The sequence below is a fragment of the Rhizobium sp. P2_G9 genome (assembly GCF_056403475.1).
The window spans coordinates 228,038-248,455 of the sequence record NZ_JBFUFK010000015.1; the positions used below are offsets into that span (position 1 = coordinate 228,038).

Consider the following 20,418-nt stretch of genomic DNA (forward strand, 5'->3'; position numbering starts at 1 on the left):
CGTCAACCGTCAGGCGGCTGCCGCGCCGTTTGGTTCCTTGAGCTCGATCTGGCCGTTGGCCGCGAGACGAATGGCTTCCTGGGCGATCGAACGGCGGGCAATCGCAATGTTGCGCGGCGTGGCACCCGTATCGGGTGCGCCGAGGTCCTGTTCGATCATGCGCCGCTGGCGGGCGCCGATGGCCGACAGCACAGCCTCGCGAATATCGGCCGCGACGCCGCGCAGCGCCATGGTGATGACATCGCCGGCAATGTCGTTGAACAGCAGGACGCGGCTCTTTTGCGGCATGGTCAGCAAGTCTTCGAACAGGAAGATGCGCGGCCGCACCTTCTGCACCGCTTCCTTGCTGAGTGCCTCGAGCGAATCGAGCAGCGCCTCGACATCGGGCTTGTCGAGTTCGTTCATCAGTTCAGCCGCCTTGACCGTGCCGGTCGCATTGCGCTCGGTGTTGAGGTCGCGCAGGATATCCATCACCCGGTTTTCGATCACCTGCGCAGCCTTTGGGCTGACTTCCTTGAGGTTGACCGTACGGTTGAGGATGTCGGCGCGGCGACGTTCCGGCATTTCCATCAGCACCTTGGCGCCGGCGGAAGAGGGAATCATCGATAGCACATAGGCAATGGTCTGCGGATGTTCGTCGATCAGGTATTTGGCAACGAATTTCGGATCGGCGCTTTCGAGCTGGTCCCAGATCGACGCTTCATAGGCCTGGAAAGCGGCGCGTCGGCCCAGCAGGCCGTCGACTTCGTCCGGCGTCAGGCCCTCTTCGAGGATGCCTTCGATCGCCTTTGCATTGTCCATCAGGCCAGCGCCTTCAGTGAACAGGTCCTCGAATTCGTTGACCAGTTCGATCAGTTCCTGGGGAGGGATCTGCCGCAGCCGCTGCGCGGAATGAATAATGGCCTGCAATTCAGCCTGGGTAAAATATTTCAGCAAGCGGCCGGCAATCGGCCTGCCCATGGCCAGCAACACTGCAGCAGCCTTGTCCGGCGGGCTCAGATTGCTGGTGAGCGCAGTCTCGCCAAAATTGTCGAAGTCAAACATTTCGACGGTCTCCCCGGAATCATTCCGGTTTATTACGAACTATAACTCAGGATTTCGCAACCGCTTTCACCTCAAGGAGGCGAATGCCGAAACGGGTCTCGTCGTCTTCCATCACAGTGATCTCGCCGCGGCCGATCAGCCGGCCATTGACGACGAGATCCACAGGTTCACCGATTCGCCGATCCAGCGAGATGATTGCACCCTCGGTGAGATTCATCAAGCTGGAGACTTGCATCCGGCTTGAGCCGAGGATGATTTGGACATCGATCGGGATGTCCATGATCAGGTTCATGTTGGCCTGCATGCCGCTGCCCGGCTCGCTCGCCGAGAAGGATGAGGACTGCGCCGAAGCGTTCGGCAGCGCGCCGCCGAAAGCGGCTTCGTCGAAATCGCCACCGCCGAAACCGGAGCCGAAATCGCTGCCGCCGCCAAAATCGCTGCTGCCGCCAAAATCCGAAGCGCCGCCGAAATCGCTCGTCGCTTCGGAGGCCGGGTCGGCATCGAAGCCCGAGCCGAAATCGCTCGACGCTTCTGAGGTTGCCGGAAAATCCATGCCGAAATCGCCGGCTGAAGCTGGGGCGCCGTCGGCGTCGGCCTTCAACACGCCGCGCAGGTCGTTGATAGCCTGGTCGAGCTCGTCATTGTTGTCGCCGAGGTCGGGTGCGTCTGGTGTCTTTGCTGTCTTGGGTGCCATAGTATGACTATTCCAGTTCAAACTTGCGCAAGGCTTTTCTTCAACAAAAGGTGGTGGTCGGCAGGATGCCGATCGGATCGACGCTTAGCCGAGCAGGTCACGGAGAAGATCCTCCTCCGAGCCTGCCGTTTCTTTCACCCGGACGGTATATTGGTCGCCGGAGCGGCCGAATTCGCAGGAATAGAGATCGCGGCCATTGGCGGCGACCTGGACATGGACGTCGCCGGCATCGAGGAACGGGATCACGTCCCCTGGCTGCAGCTTGGCGATCGAGCCGAGCTTGAGCGGCGTGAGATGGATGCGCGCCTCGACCCGGACTTCCGAGCGATGCACCTGCTCTTTGAGAATATCGCTCCAGTCGGGGCCGTTCTTCGCACCGGCGGTGACCGCCACGGGGGCCTTGACCACTGTCTTCAGCAGCGTCTTCTGCGGGATGATCACCGAAAACTCGCTGACCACAGCGCCGAATTCCACCTTCATGCGGATTTGCGCCGCATGCATGTCGACATAGTCGTCGGCCGGCTTGGGGCGCTTGGCGGCATTATAGGGCTTGGAAAGCAGGGGCTCGTAATTGCCCGGCGCGTTGACCGCCGATTTGATCACCGAGGCGATCTTGTCGGTGACCATCGGCGCCATTTCGAGCTCGATCGAGGAGGCCGGCCGCGCTTCTGGCTCGACGATCACAGTCTTGTCGCCGCCCATCAGGCACTCGACCATCGCCATGATCACGGTCGTGGAGCAGGCGATGGTGAAATCGGGGCACCAGTTCTTGAGCGAGCCGTCGACCAGAATCATGTATTCGTCGAGATCGGCGATGAGATCGTTCTTGTAGCCGGTCGTGCAGCCTTCATAGGAGAAGTCGAGCTTCAGCTGGGATTCGAGCTCAACGAGGTCGGGCAGGAAGGCGCCGAGCACCTGGCCGAATTCGCTGCAGATTTTGCCGACCGCCTGGCGTGAACCGAGCTGGCCGGTCAGCAAAGCGAAAATCTGCGGATCGATGGACGGGACCTGAGCAGTCATTGCTTTTTCCCTTTATTCATCAGGCTGCCTGCCCGCCGGGATTCATCATTTCCTGTTCGACGGCGTCGATGGAGGGGCGTTCGTGAGAAGAAATCGTCTTGCGGCCATATTCGAGCGCCACCTGCGGAACCGAGCCGTTCATGTAGGCGATCAGCGTCTGCTTGACGATCACATATAGCCGATTCTGCTTGGTCCGCACGGACTTGATCATCGAGCAGAGCGGATTGACGATGCAGTAGGACACGAGAATACCGGTGAACGTACCGACAAGCGCCGCGCCGATCAGGTGGCCGAGAACTTCCGGCGGTTCGGTGATCGCGCCCATGGCGTGGATAACGCCGAGAACGGCGGCGACGATGCCGATGGCCGGGAAGGCATCGCCCATGTTCTGCAGCGCGTTGTAGGACTTCATCTTATCGTACTCGATGGTCTGGATTTCCTCATCCATCAACGCTTCGATCTCGTGGCTGCGTGCATTGCCGATGATGATGAGGCGCACATAGTCACAAATGAACGCGGTCAATTCCTTGTTCTTCAGGATGGTCGGCGCGGTCTGGAAGATCGAGGATTCGTCCGGATTGTCGATATGGGCTTCGATCTCGTTGCGCGACTTGGTGCGCAGGTCGCGCATCAGGGCGTAGAGCACGCCGAGCGTGTCGAGATAGTTGCGGTCCTTCGGCACGGCGTTCTTGAAGGCTTCGCCCATTGCGTTGCCGGAGTCCTTGATGACTTTCAGCGGGTTGCCGGCGATGAAGGCGCCGATGCCGGCGCCGATGATGACGATGAATTCGTAAGGCTGCCACAACACGCTGACATGGCCGCCACCTGCCATGAAGCTGCCTATGATACAGCCGAAAACGATGACCAATCCGATAATGATATTCATGCTGCGTCGCCCCAGCTCACTCTGAAATACTGTTGTCGGAATACGTTTCCTGCCTTGCGTGAACCTGTTCGGGGCGGGAAAACCACGGCTTTGCGGCAAAAGCCTCGCACAAGCAAATGCGCGCAGATTGGCTTCATGTCAGTGGGTGCGTGCACGCGTGCCGTTTGGCAGATCGATCGTTACTATGTCGCAGTCCATGACGGGCCGCCGGAGGTAAAGCCGAAATGCAATCGGGTCTCTACGTCGCACTTTCCTCGCAGATTTCATTGGAAAAGCGCCTCAATACCCTCGCCGACAACCTTGCCAACATGAACACGGTCGGCTTCAGGGCAACGCAAACCAAGTTCGATGACGTCATGACCCGCGTCGAGGGCGCGAAAGTCGACTATGTCTCGCCTGGCCAGGAATATCTCTCGACCGACAACGGCGCCATTACGCAGACGGGCAATCCACTCGATTTCGCCATCCGCGGCGACGCCTGGTTCTCGGTGGATTCGCCGCAGGGCAGTGCACTCACCAAGGATGGCCGCTTCTCTATGCTCGATACCGGCGATATCGTCACGCTGGAAGGCTATCCGGTCCTCGATGCCAGCGGCGCGCCGATCCAGCTCAATCCGCAAGCCGGCCCGCCGAACGTTTCCAAGGACGGCATCCTCTACCAGAACGGCTCTCCCGTGGCGACACTCGGCCTGTTCACCGCCAATATCGGCCCGAATTTCACCCGTGTCGGCAATACGGCGATCATCCCAGGCCAGCAGCCGGAGCCGGTGGTCAACGATTCCAAGATCGGCGTGCTGCAGGGCTTCGTTGAGGAAGCCAATGTCAACCCGATCCTGCAGATGACGCAGTTGATCAATATCTCCCGCAACTTCGATTACGTCTCGCAGCTCATGCGCAACAGCGAGAGCTCGATGAACGACGCGATCAAGACGCTCGGCGGCGCCAAGTAATCGGGACGGAGTCTGCGGCACATGGTCGAGATCGATGAAGAAACTGAAAGCGATGCGGACCGCAGGCTGGCCGACCTGGCCGGCGTGCTCCGCCGCTTCATGCGCCCCGACGCGCTCGTCAATCACGGCGGCCGGGTGAAGACGATCGCTGCCGGCCATTATACGGTCAGCGGTCTTTCGCAGCATGTGCGGCTTGGCGAATTCGTCGCCCATCAGAGCAAGACCGGCGTGCATCTCGGCGAGGTCGTGCGGGTCGAGCCCGATATCGCCTATGTCTGCCCGATCGAGCCGGGCGAGCCGATCGGCATCGGCGATCTCATCCTGCGCCGCGGCGCCTTCCGGCTGTCGCCGACCGACAGCTGGTGCGGCCGCACCATCAATTCGCTCGGCGAACCGATCGATGGTCTCGGCCCGCTCGATCACGGTCCGAAAGCGCGGTCGATTTCCAACATGGCGCCGCCGTCGATGACGCGGCAGCGTGTCTCCAAGGGCTTCAAGACCGGCGTACGCGCCATCGATATTTTCTCGCCGCTTTGCCTTGGCCAGCGTCTGGGCATCTTTGCCGGATCCGGCGTCGGCAAATCGACGCTGCTGTCCATGCTGGCCCGGGCCGACGCCTTTGACAAGGTGGTGATCGCGCTGGTTGGCGAACGCGGCCGTGAAGTGCGCGAATTCATAGAGGATACGCTCGGCGCCAATATCCAGAAATCCGTGGCCGTCGTGGCGACGTCCGACGAAAGCCCGATGTTGCGCAAGATGGCGCCGCTATCGGCGATCACCATCGCCGAACATTTCCGTGACGAGGGCCACAATGTCCTGCTGATCGTCGATTCCGTCACCCGCTTCGCGCATGCGATCCGCGAAGTGGCGACGGCATCGGGCGAGCCGCCGGTGGCGCGCGGCTATCCCGCTTCGGTGTTCACCGAGATGCCGAAATTGCTCGAGCGCGCCGGTCCCGGACCGGAAGGCACCGGCAGCATCACCGCGATCATCTCGATCCTGGTCGACGGCGATAATCACAACGACCCGATCGCCGACTCCACCCGCGGCATTCTCGATGGCCATATCGTTCTCGACCGTGCGCTTGCCGAGGAGGGCCGCTACCCACCGATCGATCCGCTGGCCTCGATCTCGCGTCTGGCCCGTAAAGTCTGGACACCGGACGAAGAAAAGCTGGTGTCGCGGCTCAAATCGCTGATCCACCGCTACGAGGAAACGCGTGATCTCCGGCTCATCGGCGGCTACCGCCCGGGTGCTGATCCCGATCTCGACATGGCGGTCAAGCAGGTGCCGCCGATTTACGAAGTCCTGAAACAGACACCCGGCGAGCGCCCCTCGCGCGACGCCTTCGCCGACATGGCGGTGGCTCTCAAGAATGCCGCCGCGCAGAACCAGGCGACCGCTGGCAATGCCCTAAGGCAGAGGTAACATGATCGAACCCGACGTCGCAGAGCCGGTAGCGCCGGCAAAGGAAGTGAAGCGCAAGCGCTTCTGGACCGCTGACCGTATCATCGGCTATTCTGGTGCGGCACTGGCGCTATCGGCGGCCTTTTTCCCCTGGTATGTGTTCTTCAATTCGGCCAAATTCGGCATCGGCGCCACGGTGTCGATGATCTCGCGCAACTTTCCCGGCTGGTCCGAACGCAAGACCTTCAGCCAGACACCGACCGCTTTCACCAACAATGGCGTGGCGGCGAAGAACCCGGACGCCAGCGATCCGATCTTCACTGGCACGGTGCCAGGCCTCGACGAGACGAAGATCAAGGGCGACCCGGATGCGGTCAACCAGCCCTTCCCGAATCCCGGCAACCGCTTCCATCTCCTGCATGTCGCCAAAGGCAAGGCGCTGATCGAGGATGAGAACGGCGTCTATGTGGTCGAACCCGGCTCGCCGTTGCCCGATCAGTCGAAGGTTGCCTCGTTCGAGGAACAAGACGGCCAGTGGACGCTGCTGACAGACAAGGGCGACATTTACGACAGCGACGGCAAGCGCAAATAAGTTTTGAGCGGGGACGGCGGACGAGGCTGGAAGCCACTGCTTCCGGCCTCGTTTGGCTTGCAGACTTGGATCAGTGAAAATCGTTAGGAAACCGGTATTTTTCCTGGGTTTTGGGGTGCAAGTCCCGCGCAAGATTATCGCCGTAGGGTCGCATCAGTCATGAAGACGATAGTTCGGTCATGAAGACGGAGATCACCTATGCAGCCTATTCAGCTCTTTGAATTGGCGTCACGACAGGCGGAGTGGCTTCAAACCCGCCAGACAGTCGTATCCAGTAACATCGCCAATGCGAACACGCCGGCCTACAAGGCCAAGGACGTGTCGCCCTTCGACCAGGTACTGGACAACACGCAATTACCGATGGCGGCAACCAGCCCCATGCACTTCGTCGACTCGCCCGGCGACACCTATGTCGTCGAATCCGGCGTCGACAAGGGTGCCACCTCGCAACTGTCAGGCAACTCGGTCGACCTGTCCGGCGAGCTGGAGAAGGAGGGCATGGTCAAGCGCGACTACGACCTCAACACCGGCATCGTCAAGGCATTCAACCAGATGATGCTCACGACCGTCAGGAAGGGTTGATCAAGATGATGGATCCATTGTCCGCATCGCTGAAAATCTCCTCTTCAGGTCTTTCGGCAGATTCCACGCGCCTGCGCATCGTTTCGGAAAACCTTGCCAATGCGCGCTCCACCGCCACCTCTCCCGGCGGCGATCCCTATCAGCGCAAGACGATCACCTTCTCTCAGGAGCTCGACCGCGCCAACGGCGTCACGACAGTCCAGGTCGACAAGATCGGCAAGGATACCACGCCCTTCATCCAGGAATATGATCCCGGCAATCCGGCGGCGGACGCCAAGGGCATGGTGAAATATCCGAATGTCAACGTGCTTGTCGAAATGGCCGACATGCGGGAAGCCAATCGTTCCTACGAAGCCAACCTGCAATCGATCCGCCAGGCGCGCGATCTGATCTCCTCGACCATCGATCTCCTGAGGTCCTCGTCATGATAGATGCCATTTCCCCGCTCTCAACGGCAGCTTCGCTGGCATCGCAGCTCAAAAGCACGAGCGACATCGAACTTACCAAGCCGGCCGCCGAGACCAACGCGGTCCCTGGTGCCTCCTTCGCCGATTATATGAAAGACCTCGGCAATACCTTCGAGACCAACCTCAAGGACGCCGAGAAGAAATCCTCGGACGGCATCCTCGGCAAGGCAAGCGTCCGCGAAGTGGTCGAATCGGTGATGACGGCCAACCAGACACTGCAGACCGCCATGGCGTTCCGCGACAAGATCGTTTCGGCCTATCTTGACGTCGTCAAGATGCCAATCTGAGGTAAATCATGAGAGCCCTCGCCATCGCAGCCACCGGCATGAACGCCCAGCAGACCAATCTGGAAGTCATCGCCAACAACATCGCCAATATCAATACGACCGGCTACAAGCGCTCTCGCGCCGAATTTACCGATCTGCTCTATCAGACCGACCGCGCTCCCGGCGTGGCCAACGAGGCCAACCAGTCGACGGTGCCGGAAGGCGTCAATATCGGCCTCGGCGTCAAGCTCTCTGCGGTGCGCAACCTGCACACGGAAGGTGACCTGGTTCAGACCGGCAACCCGCTCGACCTCGCGCTCGTCGGCCGTGGTTTCTTCCAGATCCAGATGCCGGATGGCACGATCAAGTACACGCGCGACGGCGCTTTCAACAAGAACGAGAATGGCGAGCTGGTGACGATCGACGGCAACGCCGTGGTTCCGAACATCACCATTCCGGTAAACGCGACCGACGTCTCGATCAACAAGACGGGCCAGATCTATGCGACGGTCGGTACTGCCACGACGCCGACGCTGCTCGGCCAGTTGCAGATCGTCAACTTCGCCAACGAAGCTGGCCTGCAGGAACTGGGCGACAACATGTTCCAACAGACGGTGGCCTCGGGCGATCCGGTGGTCGGCGTGCCGAACGACCCATCCTTCGCCTATACCCAGCAGGGTTATCTCGAAGGTTCCAACGTCGATCCGGTCAAGGAAATCACCGAGTTGATCTCGGCGCAGCGCGCCTATGAAATGAACTCCAAGGTCATCACCACGGCCGATGAGATGGCTCAGACGGTCAGCAAAGGCATGACAACCTGAAAAGGCGGGCAAACATGACGTTTGGCTTGGCGCATATCAAAAATCTCGCAAGCAAGGCGGCTGGCCTGCTCCTGCCGCTGACGCTTGCACTTGCCATGGGAGCCACCGCGCAGGCGGTCGACCTCGGCAAGGCGGCCATTCCGCGCACGATCATCTATCCGGGGCAACTGATCGGCGCCGACCAGATCGAGGTCGTTGCGGTCACCAATCCGAATCTGATCGAGGGCTATGCCCGGTCGGCCGAAGAGGTCGACGGCATGATCACCACTCGCACGCTGCTGCCGGGCCGCACGATCATGATCTCCGCGTTGCGCAAGCCCTATACGGTCAGGCGCGGCGACAAGGCAGTGATGATCTTCGACAACGGCACCCTGCGCATCACGGCATCCGGCGTGCCGCTCGGCGACGGCAATATCGGTGACGTGATCCAGGTGCGCAACGCCGATTCCGGCGCCATTGTCAGCGGCACGGTGCTCGCCGACGGAACGATATTGGTGGCGCAGAAATGAAGCAGTTCGTCAAGCTCCTGGTCGCTGTCTTCGCTCTCGCCACGCTCTGGCCTGACTATGCCGACGCGATGGCGACGGCGCGCATCAAGGACGTTGCTTCGCTTCAGGCAGGGCGCGACAACCAGCTGATCGGCTACGGTCTCGTCGTCGGCCTGCAGGGCACCGGCGACAGCCTCAGGAACGCGCCGTTTACGGAACAGTCGCTCAGGGCGATGCTGCAGAATCTCGGCATCTCGACTCAGGGCGGCGACAACCGCACCAAGAACATCGCCGCTGTCATGGTCACCGCCTCGCTGCCACCCTTTGCCAGCCCCGGCAGCCGTATGGACGTTTCCGTCAGCTCTCTCGGCGACGCCACGTCGCTGCGCGGCGGTACGCTGGTCATGACCTCGCTCACCGGCGCCGATGGCCAGATCTATGCGGTGGCGCAGGGACCGATCATCGTTTCCGGTTTTTCGGCGACGGGTGACGCAGCCAAGCTTACCCAAGGTGTGACGACCGCCGGCCGTGTGCCGAACGGCGCCATCATCGAGCGGCCGCTGCCGTCGCGCTTCAAGGACTCGGCCAACCTGGTCCTGCAGCTGCGCAACCCGGATTTCTCCACCGCCGTGCGCATGACCGACGCCATCAACCAGTTTGCCAAGACGACCTATGGCGGCCCGATTGCCACCGTCAACGACAGCCAGGAAGTGGTGATCGAGAAGCCCAGGCAGGCGGACCTCGCACGCCTGATGGCGGAAGTCGAAAACCTCGTGATCGATACCGACACGCCGGCCAAGGTGGTGGTCAACGAGCGAACCGGAACCATCGTCATCGGCGCCGACGTGCGGATATCGGAAGTCGCGGTCAGTTACGGCACGCTCACGGTGCAGGTCAGCGAGAACCCGACAGTGGTGCAGCCGCTGCCTTTCTCCAACGGCCAGACGGCCGTGCAGCCGCAGACGGATATCGTCGCGCAGCAGGCCAACACCAAGGTGGCGATCCTCAAGGGCTCGGACCTCAAGACATTGGTTTCGGGGCTCAACAGCATCGGCGTGAAGCCTGACGGCATCATCGCCATCCTCCAGGGCATCAAATCGGCAGGCGCATTACAGGCGGAGCTCGTCTTGCAATGATGACATCAGGCACTCTCAAAACTCTGGCAATCCGCACTCTGGCGCTCGCGGGGCTCTGCCTCGCGGCCGCGCCGATCTCCGGCGCTCTCGCCGAGGACAAGTCCGGCGAGCCGAAGCCGGCGGTCAAAACGGCGCGCGAGGAGATCAAGACCTTCTGCAACAACATCGCCGACGCGGCCCGCGATCAGCGCTACCAGCTGCAGAAGGAAGAGCTGACCAAGCTCCAGTCCCAGGTCAATGACCGCATCGCCATTCTCGAAAAGCGCAAGACCGAATACGAGACCTGGCTCAACAAGCGCACCCAATTCCTCAAGGCGGCGAATGCTGGCCTGGTCGACATCTACAAGAAGATGCCGCCCGATGCCGCCGCCGCGCAAATGAACCTGCTCGATCCAAGCATCGTCTCGGCGATCATCGTCAAGCTCAAGCCTGCCCAGTCGAGCCTGATCCTGACCGAGATGGAGCCGAAGAAAGCCGCCATGGTGACCGCCATCATGTCGGCGATGCAGCAGCGCGACGACACGCCAAGGAATCCGTCATGAAATCAAAGATCGCCGCCCTGACGGTCCTGATCCCTCTCGCAGGCTGCAGTACGCAATCGGTCACCGAGCTCGGCCGTGCGCCCTCGATGAGTCCGGTTGGTACCGGCCTGCAATTCACCAAGACCAATTCCCTGGCGCTCTATCCGAAGCAGCCACAGGACACGGCGACCGGCTATTCGCTATGGAACGACAACAGGGCGGCGCTGTTCAAGGATGCGCGCGCGCTCAATGTCGGCGACATCCTGACGGTCACCATCAACATCGACGAGCAGGCGTCGTTCGACAACACGACCGACCGCAGCCGCTCCAGCACCTGGAGCCGCAAGTTCGGGTTGGACGGCGGCGACACCACCAACAACAAGCTCGGCCTCGATCTCAACATCAACAACGACGCGGAGACCTCGACCAAGGGTGACGGCTCGATCGATCGCAAGGAAAAGATCACGTTGCAGGTCGCCGTCGTCGTCACCGGCAAGATGGACAACGGCAATCTCCTGATCAGCGGCTCGCAGGAAGTGCGGGTCAATCAGGAACTGCGCGTGCTCAACATCGCCGGTATCGTCCGGCCGCTCGACGTCGACGCCAACAACAGGATTTCCTACGACAAGATCGCCGAAGCTCGCATCTCCTACGGCGGCCGCGGACGGCTCACGGAAGTTCAAAACCCACCGGTCGGGCAGCAGTTCCTCGATATTTTCTCGCCGATGTGATGCGGCGGGAAACTCTTGCAACAAGGCCCCCGGGGCACGGATGAACCATGGTTGACGCGATCGAAGGCCCCGAGCCCAAGAAGAAATCCGCGCTGTTGGTGACGATCGCCGCGGTCGCGGTCGTGACCGTCATTGCCGGTGCCGGCGGTTGGTTTCTTGGCCAGATGCTGTCACCGGTCGTCAACGTGCCGAAGAAGCTTGAGCCAGCTGCGGCTGAGGAGAAGAGCAAGAAGCCCGATGACGGCCTGCCGATGCTGAGCGCGGACGAGACCGGTGTCACCCAGCTTGAGCCGATCCTCACCAATCTCGCCTATCCGAGCGACAAATGGGTACGGCTCGACGTGGCACTGCTGTTCAAGGACAAGCCAGATCCGAAGCTTGCCGAGGCCATTCACCAGGACATCATGCTCTATCTGAGGACGGTGACGCTGCAGCAGATCGAGGGACCGCGCGGTTTCCAATATCTCAAGGAGGATCTGCAGGATCGTGCCGACCTGATCTCCGAGGGCAAGATTTCGAAGATTCTGTTCAGGACATTTGTGATCCAATGAGCCCGCGTGTCCTGAAATCGCTGTTGTTTTTGACTGTTCTCTGCCTAGCATGCAGCACCGGCGCCGCGCACGCGCAGACCACGACACCGGACATTCTCAACACGCCGATCAACGGCTCGGTGGCGAGCTGGATCATCCGCACCTTCGGCCTGCTGACGATCCTGTCGGTGGCGCCCGGCATCCTGGTGATGGTGACGAGTTTTCCCCGATTCATCATCGCCTTTTCGATCCTGCGCTCCGGCATGGGCCTGTCGACGACGCCGTCCAACATGATCCTGACAAGCCTCGCGCTGTTCATGACCTTCTTCGTCATGTCTCCGACGCTCGAGCGTGCCTGGACCACCGGCGCCCAGCCACTGCTCGCCTCCCAGATCGACGAAGGCGAAGCGATCCGGCGCATTTCCATTCCCTTCCGCGATTTCATGGCCGCCAACACGCGCGACAAGGATTTGAAACTCTTCGCCGACATTGCTGCCGAGCGCGGCCAGCCGGCCGTCACCAATGGTGCGCCTGATCTCCGCGTGCTCGTGCCCGCCTTCATGATCTCTGAAATCCGCCGGGGCTTCGAAATCGGCTTCCTGATCGTGCTGCCTTTCCTGGTCATCGACCTGATCGTGGCGACGATCACCATGGCCATGGGCATGATGATGCTGCCGCCGACATCGATCTCGCTGCCGTTCAAGGTTCTGTTCTTCGTCCTGATCGACGGCTGGAACCTTCTGGTTGGCAGCCTCGTCCGATCGTTCAACTGACACCCTAAATTGCATCGTTTTAAGCCGAATTTCCCAGGAAATTCGGATATTTGTCGTTTTTTAACCACATTAACCGGTGGCTAAACTGCAAAGCCCGAAATTAAGAGCTTGGCAAGCTCTGGCTCCGATATTGGCCCTCACACGACGATGAGGTCTGAAGCCGAAAGAGGGCGGACCTTTGGCATGATGCCGAAACGCCGTGCCGGTAAGTTTGTTCGAGTCCGGCATGTCCCTAGATTTGTAACTCGTAAAAAGGGACAACCCCCCAATGTCTAGCATCATCACTAACGTCTCCGCTCTGTCCGCCCTGAAGACGCTGCGTTCCATCGATGAACAGATGAACACGACGCAGAACCACATCTCGTCTGGTTATCGCGTCCAATCGGCGTCCGACAACGCCGCTTACTGGTCGATCGCCACCACGATGAAGTCCGACAAGGCTGCGATGGGCACCGTCCAGGACGCGCTCGGCCTCGCTTCCGCCAAGACGGACACGGCCTATACCGGCCTGAACTCGGCCATCGACGTGATGAACACGATCAAGACCAAGCTCGTTGCCGCCCGCGAACCGGGCGTGGACAAGACCAAGGTGAACGCCGAACTGACCGAACTGAAAAGCCAGCTGCAGTCGGTTTCGCAATCGGCTTCGTTCTCTGGCCAGAATTGGCTTTACAACGCCGACTCGACCGCCAACACCACCGTTGAAATGGTCGGCTCGTTCAACCGCTCCGACACGGGTGCCGTCTCGGTCGGCGTGCTCACATTCGACAGCGCCACCTCGACGCTGATCGACACCAACGACTCCTCGCTCGGTCTGCTGACCGCCGACCACTCCACGACGGTCGTTACCAGCACCGGGAACACCACCAACAGCTACTACCTGCTCAACGTCAGTGCCGCGACCGGCCCGAGCGGCACCGAAATCAAGCTGGATGCCTCGACCACCAACACGGACATCGACGGCATGATCTCCGCGGTCGACTCCATGCTCAGCTCGATGACGGACACCGCCGCCAATCTCGGTGCAGCCAACACCCGAATCGGCATGCAGAACGACTTCGTTTCCAACCTCATGGACACGATCGACAAGGGCGTTGGCCGCCTCGTCGATGCCGACATGAACGAGGAATCGACCAAGCTCAAGGCCCTGCAGACCCAGCAGCAGCTCGGCATCCAGGCGCTGTCGATCGCAAACTCCGACTCTCAGAACATCCTGCAGCTCTTCCGCTAATCGGAAACGCAGATCTGACAACTGGCCGCCCGGCAAACCGGGCGGCTTTATTTTTGGTTAAAATTCATCGCCAATTTTTCCTTAAAAAACATAGCTAACAAACGTGGTTAATAGCGTCTCACGCTTCAATGTTCCTTAACCATATGGGTGTTTATTGGAACTCAACGAACGTCGGGTTAGCCAAACAGAGACGCTAACAGGCATGATGCCCTTCCGCCGTTTGCCGGTACCAGTAGCCCGGAATGTCCCTTTCATTTTCCCGTACCAAGAGGGGCAGGACAGCAATGACGAGCATTATGACGAACACTTCCGCAATGGCGGCTCTCAGCACGTTGCGGACCATCAGCCAGAATATGGAAGATACCCAGGCCCATATTTCTTCTGGCTATCGCGTTGGCAAGGCTGCGGACAACGCAGCTTATTGGTCGATCGCCACGACCATGCGGTCGGACAACAAGGCGCTCTCCACCGTTCAGGACGCCCTCGGCCTCGGTGCCGCCAAGACCGACACGGCCTATACCGGTCTTAACTCCGCCATCGACGTGGTGTCAGAGATCAAGGCCAAGCTGGTGGCCGCTCGCGAACCGGGCGTCGACAAGGGCAAGGTGAACTCTGAACTGACCGAGCTCAAGAACCAGCTGTTCTCGATTTCGCAATCGGCTTCGTTCTCCGGCCAGAATTGGCTCTACAACGATGACTCGACCGCCAATACCACGGTCGAAATGGTCGGTTCGTTCAACCGCAAGTCAGACAACACCGTTTCCGTCGGCCTTCTGCAGTTCGATACCGCCACGTCGACCCTGGTTGACAAGTATGACTCGACCAAGGGCCTGCTGACCGCCGACACTTCGGTCGCCGTTGCCACCAGCACCGGCAACACGACGAACACTTACTACCTGCTCAATGTCGGTACCGGCGCATCCGTTTCCCCTGCTGGCACCGAGATCAAGCTCGACGCCACCACGACGTCCCAGGATATCGACGGCATGATTTCCGCAGTCGACGAAATGCTCATGAATATGACCAATTCTGCGTCGGTCATCGGTTCGACCAACATGCGCATCGAGCTGCAGAACAACTTCGTCGGAGATCTGATGAGCACGATCGACAAGGGTGTCGGTCGCCTCGTCGACGCCGACATGAACGAAGAGTCGACCAAGCTCAAGGCGTTGCAGACGCAGGAGCAGCTCGGCATCCAGTCGCTGTCGATCGCCAATTCCAACGCCGACAACATCCTCCAGCTCTTCCGTTAAGATTTCGAATCACTTTTCGGTCGAATGACGCCGGCGGCTGCCTTTGCAGCCGCCGGCGCTTTGCATTCGGGATGTGGAACGGTTCTAAATTAGAATATGCTGTAATGACGAGTATCGGTGCTGTCCCGCAAGGCATTGAAATAATTCGGTAAAACGGCGGCAGTCCGCTGCAACTTATCGGTTAGCTGAATCTTAAATATGAATTAAAAAATTCGCGACGCCCGTTAACCGTTGATTAACCATAAGTCTTTACATAAAATTAAAGAATGGCAGACGGGTCGTCCAGGGCAAGAGCGGCGACCGAGAGCATGATGCGCTTCTGCCGTTGCCGGTATCAAGTTCCGGAATGTCCGCGAAACTCCAGGTAGGGCAAAATCAATGGCCAGCATGATGACCAACACCGCCGCCATGGCGGCGCTGCAAACTCTTCGTGACATCAACAGCAAAATGGAAACCACGCAGCAGCGTATTTCCTCGGGCTACCGGGTCGAAACCGCGTCGGACAATGCTGCATATTGGTCCATCGCCACGACGATGCGTTCCGACAACAAGGCGCTGTCGACGGTGCAGGACGCACTCGGCCTCGGCGCTGCCAAGACCGACACCGCCTATACCGGTCTCAATTCCGCGATCGACGTCGTCAGCGAGATCAAGGCCAAGCTCGTAGCCGCACGCGAACCCGGCGTCGACAAGAATAAAATCAATGAAGAGTTGAAAGAGCTCAAGAGYCAGTTGCAGTCCATTTCGGAATCTGCTTCATTCTCCGGCGAGAACTGGCTGTTCAACGACACCACCACGCCTCCGGGCACCGTCGAAATGGTCGGCTCCTTCAATCGTGCTTCGGACGGCACCGTGTCGGTCGAGACGCTCAAATTCGATACGTCGACCTCGACGCTGATCGACAAGGACGACGCCCAGGAGGGCATTCTCACCGCGGCGGTGAGCGTCTCCCAGGGGGATCCGAACTCGACGTCGACCATTCAGGCGAGCTACTTCCTGCTTGATGCCACATCGACGACGCCCGCCAGCGGCACGGAAATCAAACTCGACACCACCACCGCGCCAGAAAATCTCGACGGCATGATCTCCGCTGTCGACAAGATGCTGAGTACATTGACCGACTCGGCAGCAACGCTGGGTTCCATCAATTCGCGCATCACCGCGCAGAATAATTTCGTCTCGACGCTGATGGACGTGATCGACAAGGGTATCGGCCGACTGGTCGACGCCGACATGAACGAGGAATCGACCAAGTTGAAGGCTTTGCAAACGCAGCAGCAACTCGGCATCCAGTCACTGTCGATCGCCAATTCGAACGCCGAAAACATCCTCGCGCTCTTCAAGTAAGAGCGCGTCAAGGCGACCGCCTGGCCGGACATGGCTCCGGCGGTGAGGTGACCAGGCGCGGCCGTCGTTCCGTGGGGGGAAGGGGCCGTCGCCACAAAGCCCTGAAAATATTCAGGTTCCGCCGCGCTGCCGGTCATCGGCGCGGTTTCGGAAAGTTGGGTCGCGTTATTGCCCTGACGCGGCCCAACGCATTCATTTTCGCGCAAGATTGCGCCACTAGCCTTTTGCCCGTGCGGCGACATGTTCGATTTGGTCGATGCGCCATCGTTCCCCTCCAGTCCCGGCGGCTTAGCAATGAATGCCATGTTGACGAAATACCTAAAGGATTTCAGCGTGCCTGCTCCGGCCGCGCCGGTCGGCAACGATTTTCTCAGCGCGCTTTCCGGGGCACCCATGCCTGATCTGGATTTCGTTTCCGAGCCGAAGATCGATGTCGAAGCCGAACGGCGCGAGGCACATCAGGAAGGTTATGACGAAGCGGAGGCCTATTTCCAGGCCAAGCACGAGGAAGACCTTGAACTGCTGAAGGGTGCGCATGCGTTGCAGCTCCAGGGACTGGCGGACGCGCATGAAAGCGAGACGATCTGGATGATCCATACCCGTTTTCACGAGATGACCCAGATGATCTCGCAGACGCTTTCTGAACAGGCATTTCAGGTGCTGTTGCCGGTCATGGAAGAGCAGGTGGCGCGCAAGGCAATCGGGCAACTGGCCGATCTCGTGCGCCAGGCGCTTGCCGAAAGCGCTGTCGCGACGGTCGTCGTGCGCGGGCCCGAGCGGCTTTATGCCCGGCTGAAGCCGCTCCTGGACATTGACGGCATCGAGAGCCGCTTCATCGAGAACAGCTCGGCCGACATCTCTGTCGAGATCAACGACACCGTGCTCCTGACCCGATTGGCAAATTGGGCGCAGGCGCTTTCTGAGGTGACCGGATGAGTGAAGCCGAAAGCCATCACCACGGCAAAAATGAAATCATCGTCGTCAAGCGGCATGGTGGCAAGCACGACGGCCATCACGGTGGCGCCTGGAAGATCGCTTACGCGGACTTCATGACCGCCATGATGGCCTTCTTCCTGATCATGTGGCTGGTCAATGCCGCCAATGAGGAGACGAAGGCCGCCGTCGCGAGCTATTTCAACCCGATCAAGCTCACCGATCCGCAGCCTGCCTCGAAGGGGCTGAAGAAGCCGGCCAAGGACGCCCAAGGCGAGAACGACCAGGACAAGTCGAAGTCGAAGGGCAAGGAAAGCACACCCGGCGAGCAGGCCGACGAGGGCAAGGACAAGAAGTCGACCGCCGGCCAGGAAGTGAAATATTCCGACGCCGACTATTTCGAGAACCCCTATGCCGTGATCGCCGAGATCGCCCAGCAGACCGACACCCAGGCCAATGTCAGCGACAAGGGCGAGGGGGGCCAGAAAGATGCCGGTCCGGCGACCGGTGCGGAGGGCGGCAAGGCCTATCGCGACCCGTTCGACCCGGATTTCTGGACCCAGCAGGTCGAAGTTTCCAGCACGAACGCGGCCGATCAGTCCGACAAGCCGGCTGAGATCTCCGGCCTTCCTGGCGATGGCGCGATCGAGAACGCCCAGAAAACCGACTCTGCCTTCACCGGCCAGGCCGACAAGGGCAACAAGTCCAACAAGGGCAACAAGGTAAAGGGCAATCTGAGCCCCGGCGAAGGCCTGACCGACAAGAACGGCATGACCGATGCCGACAAGAACGGCAAGTCCGACAAGGACAAGAATGGCAAGACCACGGTCACCGAGAACGGCAAGACCAAGCTCGCCGAGAATGGCCAGACCGACAAGGACAAGAACGGCAAGACGGATGCGGAGAAGCTCGCAGAATCGACGCAACTCGCAAAACAGCTCGAGACCCAACTGCGGAAGGACCTGAAGGGCAAGATCGGCTATCTCGCAGAGGGCCTGGTGGTCACCCCGTCCGAAGGTGGGGTGCTGATCAGCATCTCCGACCAGGTCAAGACGCCGATGTTCCAGGTGGGCTCGGCCGTCCCGACCAAGGAAACGGTGACTGCCATTGCCGAGATCGGCAGGCTGCTCAAGAGCCGTCAGGGCCAGATCGCCATTCGCGGACATACGGATTCGCGCCCCTACAAGACCAATGGCTATGACAATTGGCGGCTTTCGGCCGATCGTGCGCAAAGCGCCTATTTCATCCTCAAGATGGGTGGCGTTGCGGAAAACCGGATTTCCCAGATCACCGGCTTTGCCGATCACCGGCTGAAGCTTCCCGGCAAGCCGCTGGACGCCAGCAATCGACGTATCGAAATTCTGCTGCAGGCGAATGGCTGATGGCAAACGCGGGACGTCTCGCCAGGATCAGTCTGCTGCTTGCCTTGGGCGTTTGTTTGCCCATGGCCACGCATGCGGCTGGCGAGGACAAGGATGCTGTGCCGCCCTATAAGATGGTCAGGGCCTTGCAGGACGTGCAGGATTCCGTCATCTCCGGCAATCTCGACGATATCGACATGCAGCGCTTCCTGCTCGAAGAGGTCGACAAGCGGCTGCGCTCGGCCGATCCGAGCGTCTTCGATGATCCCCGCAATGTCGACGCAGCGCTGATCTACGCGATGAGCGGCGGCAATCCGGCGACACTCGACCTTTTGGCCGAGCGCGACGTTGCCGGCAATTTCGATATCCGCGTCACCAGCGTGCTGCGCCGTTATCTCAGCGGTCAAGGCGAAGCTGTTTTGCGGCAGCTCAAGGAAATCGTACCCGAATACCGTTATTCAGAGATCGGACCCTATCTTGAGTTGATTGGTGCGAACGCTCTGATGGAAAAGGACGAAGCGACGGCGCTTAAATATTTCGACTGGGCGCGGCTTGCCGAACCCGGCACGATCGTCGAGGAGGCGGCGCTGCGCCGGGCTCTGATGATCACCTCGCGCAAGGGCGATACCGCCAAGGCACTGCCCTATGCCCGACGCTACGCGCGGCGGTTCATGACCTCTCCCTATGCGTCGCAGTTTGCCGACGTCTTCGTCCAACTGGCGCTGGACCACCAGGATGCGCTGCCGCCATCCGAAATCAGCGAGGTGCTGTCACTGGTCGAGCGTCGTCGCCAGCGGGAGATTTATCTCAGGCTCGCGCGGCGTGCGGCGATTTTCGCCGACAAGAAACTTGCCGACTTCGCGGCCGATGCCGCCCGCAAGCTGTCACTGCCTGGCGACGGCTCGCAACTGGCGCTCGCCGATCTCTATTCCGGCCTGGTCAATAGTGAAGAAAGCCTGACACAAGTGAAGCGGGATATGGTCGACAAGGAGTACAGGGACATGATGTCCCAACGTGTCCTGGACGCCGGGAAGACCGCTTCCACGACACCAGCCGCGGTGACACCCACCGGCCACGACAGCCCTGTCGACGGGAAGGCGGGAACTCGCAAGCAAGCCTTGGATGATCAGATCGGCAAGTCGCAGGATTTTGTCGGGCTGAGCCGCGCCAAGCTCAATGATGTCGATGCACTGTTGAACAGTGAAAGCAATTAAGATGATCGATCTTTCCGCACTTGGTCTTGTCGCAGCCCAGGCGTCCCATCACGGCAAGCAGAACAGCGGGCATGGCCACGGCCACGCCGACGACGCCAAGAGTTTCGACGATCTCATCAGCGCCGCAGGCAAGAAGACCGGTCAAAAGAGTGCCGGCAAGCATGCCAATGA

Annotated in this window: 23 protein-coding genes; 19 read left to right on the top strand and 4 right to left on the bottom strand. The window is 60.0% G+C overall.

The genetic code is table 11. From position 1 onward, the window contains the following. Positions 1 to 9: 9 nt before the first annotated feature. The 4 genes from AC1DYF_RS15370 to motA all read right to left on the bottom strand — a co-directional run bounded on the left by AC1DYF_RS15370 (position 10) and on the right by motA (position 3,644). Positions 10 to 1,044 carry a flagellar motor switch protein FliG gene (locus AC1DYF_RS15370; RefSeq protein WP_477877594.1) on the bottom strand — a complete coding sequence of 345 codons (1,035 nt, stop codon included), beginning with the start codon at positions 1,042 to 1,044 and terminating at the stop codon, positions 10 to 12. Between the two features lie 46 nt (positions 1,045 to 1,090). Next, positions 1,091 to 1,738 carry a flagellar motor switch protein FliN gene (gene fliN, locus AC1DYF_RS15375; RefSeq protein WP_477877595.1) on the bottom strand — a complete coding sequence of 216 codons (648 nt, stop codon included), beginning with the start codon at positions 1,736 to 1,738 and terminating at the stop codon, positions 1,091 to 1,093. A gap of 84 nt (positions 1,739 to 1,822) precedes the next feature. Further along, a complete protein-coding gene (locus AC1DYF_RS15380; protein WP_477877596.1) occupies positions 1,823 to 2,758 on the bottom strand; it encodes a FliM/FliN family flagellar motor switch protein in 936 nt (311 codons plus the stop codon). A 19-nt stretch (positions 2,759 to 2,777) separates the two neighbouring features. Beyond that, on the bottom strand, positions 2,778 to 3,644 hold the full coding sequence (gene motA, locus AC1DYF_RS15385; protein ID WP_477877597.1) for a flagellar motor stator protein MotA: 867 nt from the start codon (positions 3,642 to 3,644) through the stop codon (positions 2,778 to 2,780). Between the two features lie 224 nt (positions 3,645 to 3,868). On the opposite strand from motA, the gene flgF reads away from it, so the two are divergent. The 19 genes from flgF (at position 3,869) to AC1DYF_RS15480 (ending at position 20,247) form a co-directional block, all read left to right on the top strand. Beyond that, positions 3,869 to 4,594, top strand: coding sequence for a flagellar basal-body rod protein FlgF (gene flgF, locus AC1DYF_RS15390; protein ID WP_477877598.1), 726 nt, complete (start codon positions 3,869 to 3,871; stop codon positions 4,592 to 4,594). A 21-nt stretch (positions 4,595 to 4,615) separates the two neighbouring features. Further along, a complete protein-coding gene (gene fliI, locus AC1DYF_RS15395) occupies positions 4,616 to 6,022 on the top strand; it encodes a flagellar protein export ATPase FliI (protein WP_477877599.1) in 1,407 nt (468 codons plus the stop codon). A gap of 1 nt (position 6,023) precedes the next feature. Continuing rightward, positions 6,024 to 6,593, top strand: coding sequence for a flagellar protein (locus AC1DYF_RS15400; protein ID WP_477877600.1), 570 nt, complete (start codon positions 6,024 to 6,026; stop codon positions 6,591 to 6,593). 198 nt (positions 6,594 to 6,791) lie between these two features. Beyond that, positions 6,792 to 7,175 carry a flagellar basal body rod protein FlgB gene (gene flgB / locus AC1DYF_RS15405; RefSeq protein WP_477877601.1) on the top strand — a complete coding sequence of 128 codons (384 nt, stop codon included), beginning with the start codon at positions 6,792 to 6,794 and terminating at the stop codon, positions 7,173 to 7,175. 8 nt (positions 7,176 to 7,183) lie between these two features. Next, positions 7,184 to 7,603: a flagellar basal body rod protein FlgC gene (gene flgC / locus AC1DYF_RS15410; RefSeq protein ID WP_477877626.1), complete on the top strand. Its 420-nt coding sequence runs from the start codon at positions 7,184 to 7,186 to the stop codon at positions 7,601 to 7,603. Then, complete coding sequence (gene fliE / locus AC1DYF_RS15415; RefSeq protein WP_477877602.1) at positions 7,600 to 7,929, top strand: flagellar hook-basal body complex protein FliE; 330 nt, start codon at positions 7,600 to 7,602, stop codon at positions 7,927 to 7,929. The genes flgC and fliE overlap by 4 nt, the downstream gene beginning before the upstream one ends. An 8-nt stretch (positions 7,930 to 7,937) precedes the next feature. Beyond that, positions 7,938 to 8,729, top strand: coding sequence for a flagellar basal-body rod protein FlgG (gene flgG / locus AC1DYF_RS15420; RefSeq protein WP_477877603.1), 792 nt, complete (start codon positions 7,938 to 7,940; stop codon positions 8,727 to 8,729). A gap of 14 nt (positions 8,730 to 8,743) precedes the next feature. Further along, positions 8,744 to 9,238 carry a flagellar basal body P-ring formation chaperone FlgA gene (gene flgA / locus AC1DYF_RS15425; protein ID WP_477877604.1) on the top strand — a complete coding sequence of 165 codons (495 nt, stop codon included), beginning with the start codon at positions 8,744 to 8,746 and terminating at the stop codon, positions 9,236 to 9,238. After that, the gene (locus AC1DYF_RS15430; RefSeq protein ID WP_477877605.1) at positions 9,235 to 10,353 is read left to right on the top strand and encodes a flagellar basal body P-ring protein FlgI; all 1,119 of its coding nucleotides are present in this window, start codon (positions 9,235 to 9,237) and stop codon (positions 10,351 to 10,353) included. Before flgA ends, AC1DYF_RS15430 begins: the two co-directional genes overlap by 4 nt. After that, positions 10,350 to 10,895 carry a MotE family protein gene (locus tag AC1DYF_RS15435; protein WP_477877606.1) on the top strand — a complete coding sequence of 182 codons (546 nt, stop codon included), beginning with the start codon at positions 10,350 to 10,352 and terminating at the stop codon, positions 10,893 to 10,895. The genes AC1DYF_RS15430 and AC1DYF_RS15435 overlap by 4 nt, the downstream gene beginning before the upstream one ends. After that, complete coding sequence (gene flgH / locus AC1DYF_RS15440; protein WP_477877607.1) at positions 10,892 to 11,605, top strand: flagellar basal body L-ring protein FlgH; 714 nt, start codon at positions 10,892 to 10,894, stop codon at positions 11,603 to 11,605. The genes AC1DYF_RS15435 and flgH overlap by 4 nt, the downstream gene beginning before the upstream one ends. A 47-nt stretch (positions 11,606 to 11,652) precedes the next feature. Continuing rightward, a complete protein-coding gene (locus AC1DYF_RS15445) occupies positions 11,653 to 12,156 on the top strand; it encodes a flagellar basal body-associated FliL family protein (protein ID WP_477877608.1) in 504 nt (167 codons plus the stop codon). Next, positions 12,153 to 12,908, top strand: a complete 756-nt coding sequence (gene fliP / locus AC1DYF_RS15450; protein WP_477877609.1) for a flagellar type III secretion system pore protein FliP — start codon at positions 12,153 to 12,155, stop codon at positions 12,906 to 12,908. Before AC1DYF_RS15445 ends, fliP begins: the two co-directional genes overlap by 4 nt. 268 nt (positions 12,909 to 13,176) lie before the next feature. Next, positions 13,177 to 14,139: a flagellin N-terminal helical domain-containing protein gene (locus AC1DYF_RS15455; protein WP_477877610.1), complete on the top strand. Its 963-nt coding sequence runs from the start codon at positions 13,177 to 13,179 to the stop codon at positions 14,137 to 14,139. Positions 14,140 to 14,423: 284 nt separating this feature from the next. Beyond that, on the top strand, positions 14,424 to 15,392 hold the full coding sequence (locus tag AC1DYF_RS15460; protein WP_477877611.1) for a flagellin N-terminal helical domain-containing protein: 969 nt from the start codon (positions 14,424 to 14,426) through the stop codon (positions 15,390 to 15,392). A 378-nt stretch (positions 15,393 to 15,770) separates the two neighbouring features. Next, entirely contained in the window at positions 15,771 to 16,739 is a 969-nt protein-coding gene (locus AC1DYF_RS15465; RefSeq protein ID WP_477877612.1) for a flagellin N-terminal helical domain-containing protein, read from the top strand. Between the two features lie 294 nt (positions 16,740 to 17,033). After that, positions 17,034 to 17,675, top strand: a complete 642-nt coding sequence (locus AC1DYF_RS15470) for a hypothetical protein (RefSeq protein ID WP_477877613.1) — start codon at positions 17,034 to 17,036, stop codon at positions 17,673 to 17,675. After that, positions 17,672 to 19,054 carry a MotB family protein gene (locus AC1DYF_RS15475; RefSeq protein ID WP_477877614.1) on the top strand — a complete coding sequence of 461 codons (1,383 nt, stop codon included), beginning with the start codon at positions 17,672 to 17,674 and terminating at the stop codon, positions 19,052 to 19,054. Before AC1DYF_RS15470 ends, AC1DYF_RS15475 begins: the two co-directional genes overlap by 4 nt. Next, positions 19,054 to 20,247 (top strand): chemotaxis protein MotC, encoded by a 1,194-nt coding sequence (locus AC1DYF_RS15480; RefSeq protein ID WP_477877615.1) that lies wholly within the window; start codon positions 19,054 to 19,056, stop codon positions 20,245 to 20,247. The genes AC1DYF_RS15475 and AC1DYF_RS15480 overlap by 1 nt, the downstream gene beginning before the upstream one ends. Positions 20,248 to 20,418: the final 171 nt, after the last annotated feature.

Coding starts and splice junctions, on each gene's coding strand:
- AC1DYF_RS15370 (WP_477877594.1), bottom strand. CDS start 1,044: ATGTTTGACTTCGACAATTTTGGCGAGACTGCGCTCACCAGCAATCTG.
- fliN (WP_477877595.1), bottom strand. CDS start 1,738: ATGGCACCCAAGACAGCAAAGACACCAGACGCACCCGACCTCGGCGAC.
- AC1DYF_RS15380 (WP_477877596.1), bottom strand. CDS start 2,758: ATGACTGCTCAGGTCCCGTCCATCGATCCGCAGATTTTCGCTTTGCTG.
- motA (WP_477877597.1), bottom strand. CDS start 3,644: ATGAATATCATTATCGGATTGGTCATCGTTTTCGGCTGTATCATAGGC.
- flgF (WP_477877598.1), top strand. CDS start 3,869: ATGCAATCGGGTCTCTACGTCGCACTTTCCTCGCAGATTTCATTGGAA.
- fliI (WP_477877599.1), top strand. CDS start 4,616: ATGGTCGAGATCGATGAAGAAACTGAAAGCGATGCGGACCGCAGGCTG.
- AC1DYF_RS15400 (WP_477877600.1), top strand. CDS start 6,024: ATGATCGAACCCGACGTCGCAGAGCCGGTAGCGCCGGCAAAGGAAGTG.
- flgB (WP_477877601.1), top strand. CDS start 6,792: ATGCAGCCTATTCAGCTCTTTGAATTGGCGTCACGACAGGCGGAGTGG.
- flgC (WP_477877626.1), top strand. CDS start 7,184: ATGGATCCATTGTCCGCATCGCTGAAAATCTCCTCTTCAGGTCTTTCG.
- fliE (WP_477877602.1), top strand. CDS start 7,600: ATGATAGATGCCATTTCCCCGCTCTCAACGGCAGCTTCGCTGGCATCG.
- flgG (WP_477877603.1), top strand. CDS start 7,938: ATGAGAGCCCTCGCCATCGCAGCCACCGGCATGAACGCCCAGCAGACC.
- flgA (WP_477877604.1), top strand. CDS start 8,744: ATGACGTTTGGCTTGGCGCATATCAAAAATCTCGCAAGCAAGGCGGCT.
- AC1DYF_RS15430 (WP_477877605.1), top strand. CDS start 9,235: ATGAAGCAGTTCGTCAAGCTCCTGGTCGCTGTCTTCGCTCTCGCCACG.
- AC1DYF_RS15435 (WP_477877606.1), top strand. CDS start 10,350: ATGATGACATCAGGCACTCTCAAAACTCTGGCAATCCGCACTCTGGCG.
- flgH (WP_477877607.1), top strand. CDS start 10,892: ATGAAATCAAAGATCGCCGCCCTGACGGTCCTGATCCCTCTCGCAGGC.
- AC1DYF_RS15445 (WP_477877608.1), top strand. CDS start 11,653: ATGGTTGACGCGATCGAAGGCCCCGAGCCCAAGAAGAAATCCGCGCTG.
- fliP (WP_477877609.1), top strand. CDS start 12,153: ATGAGCCCGCGTGTCCTGAAATCGCTGTTGTTTTTGACTGTTCTCTGC.
- AC1DYF_RS15455 (WP_477877610.1), top strand. CDS start 13,177: ATGTCTAGCATCATCACTAACGTCTCCGCTCTGTCCGCCCTGAAGACG.
- AC1DYF_RS15460 (WP_477877611.1), top strand. CDS start 14,424: ATGACGAGCATTATGACGAACACTTCCGCAATGGCGGCTCTCAGCACG.
- AC1DYF_RS15470 (WP_477877613.1), top strand. CDS start 17,034: ATGAATGCCATGTTGACGAAATACCTAAAGGATTTCAGCGTGCCTGCT.
- AC1DYF_RS15475 (WP_477877614.1), top strand. CDS start 17,672: ATGAGTGAAGCCGAAAGCCATCACCACGGCAAAAATGAAATCATCGTC.
- AC1DYF_RS15480 (WP_477877615.1), top strand. CDS start 19,054: ATGGCAAACGCGGGACGTCTCGCCAGGATCAGTCTGCTGCTTGCCTTG.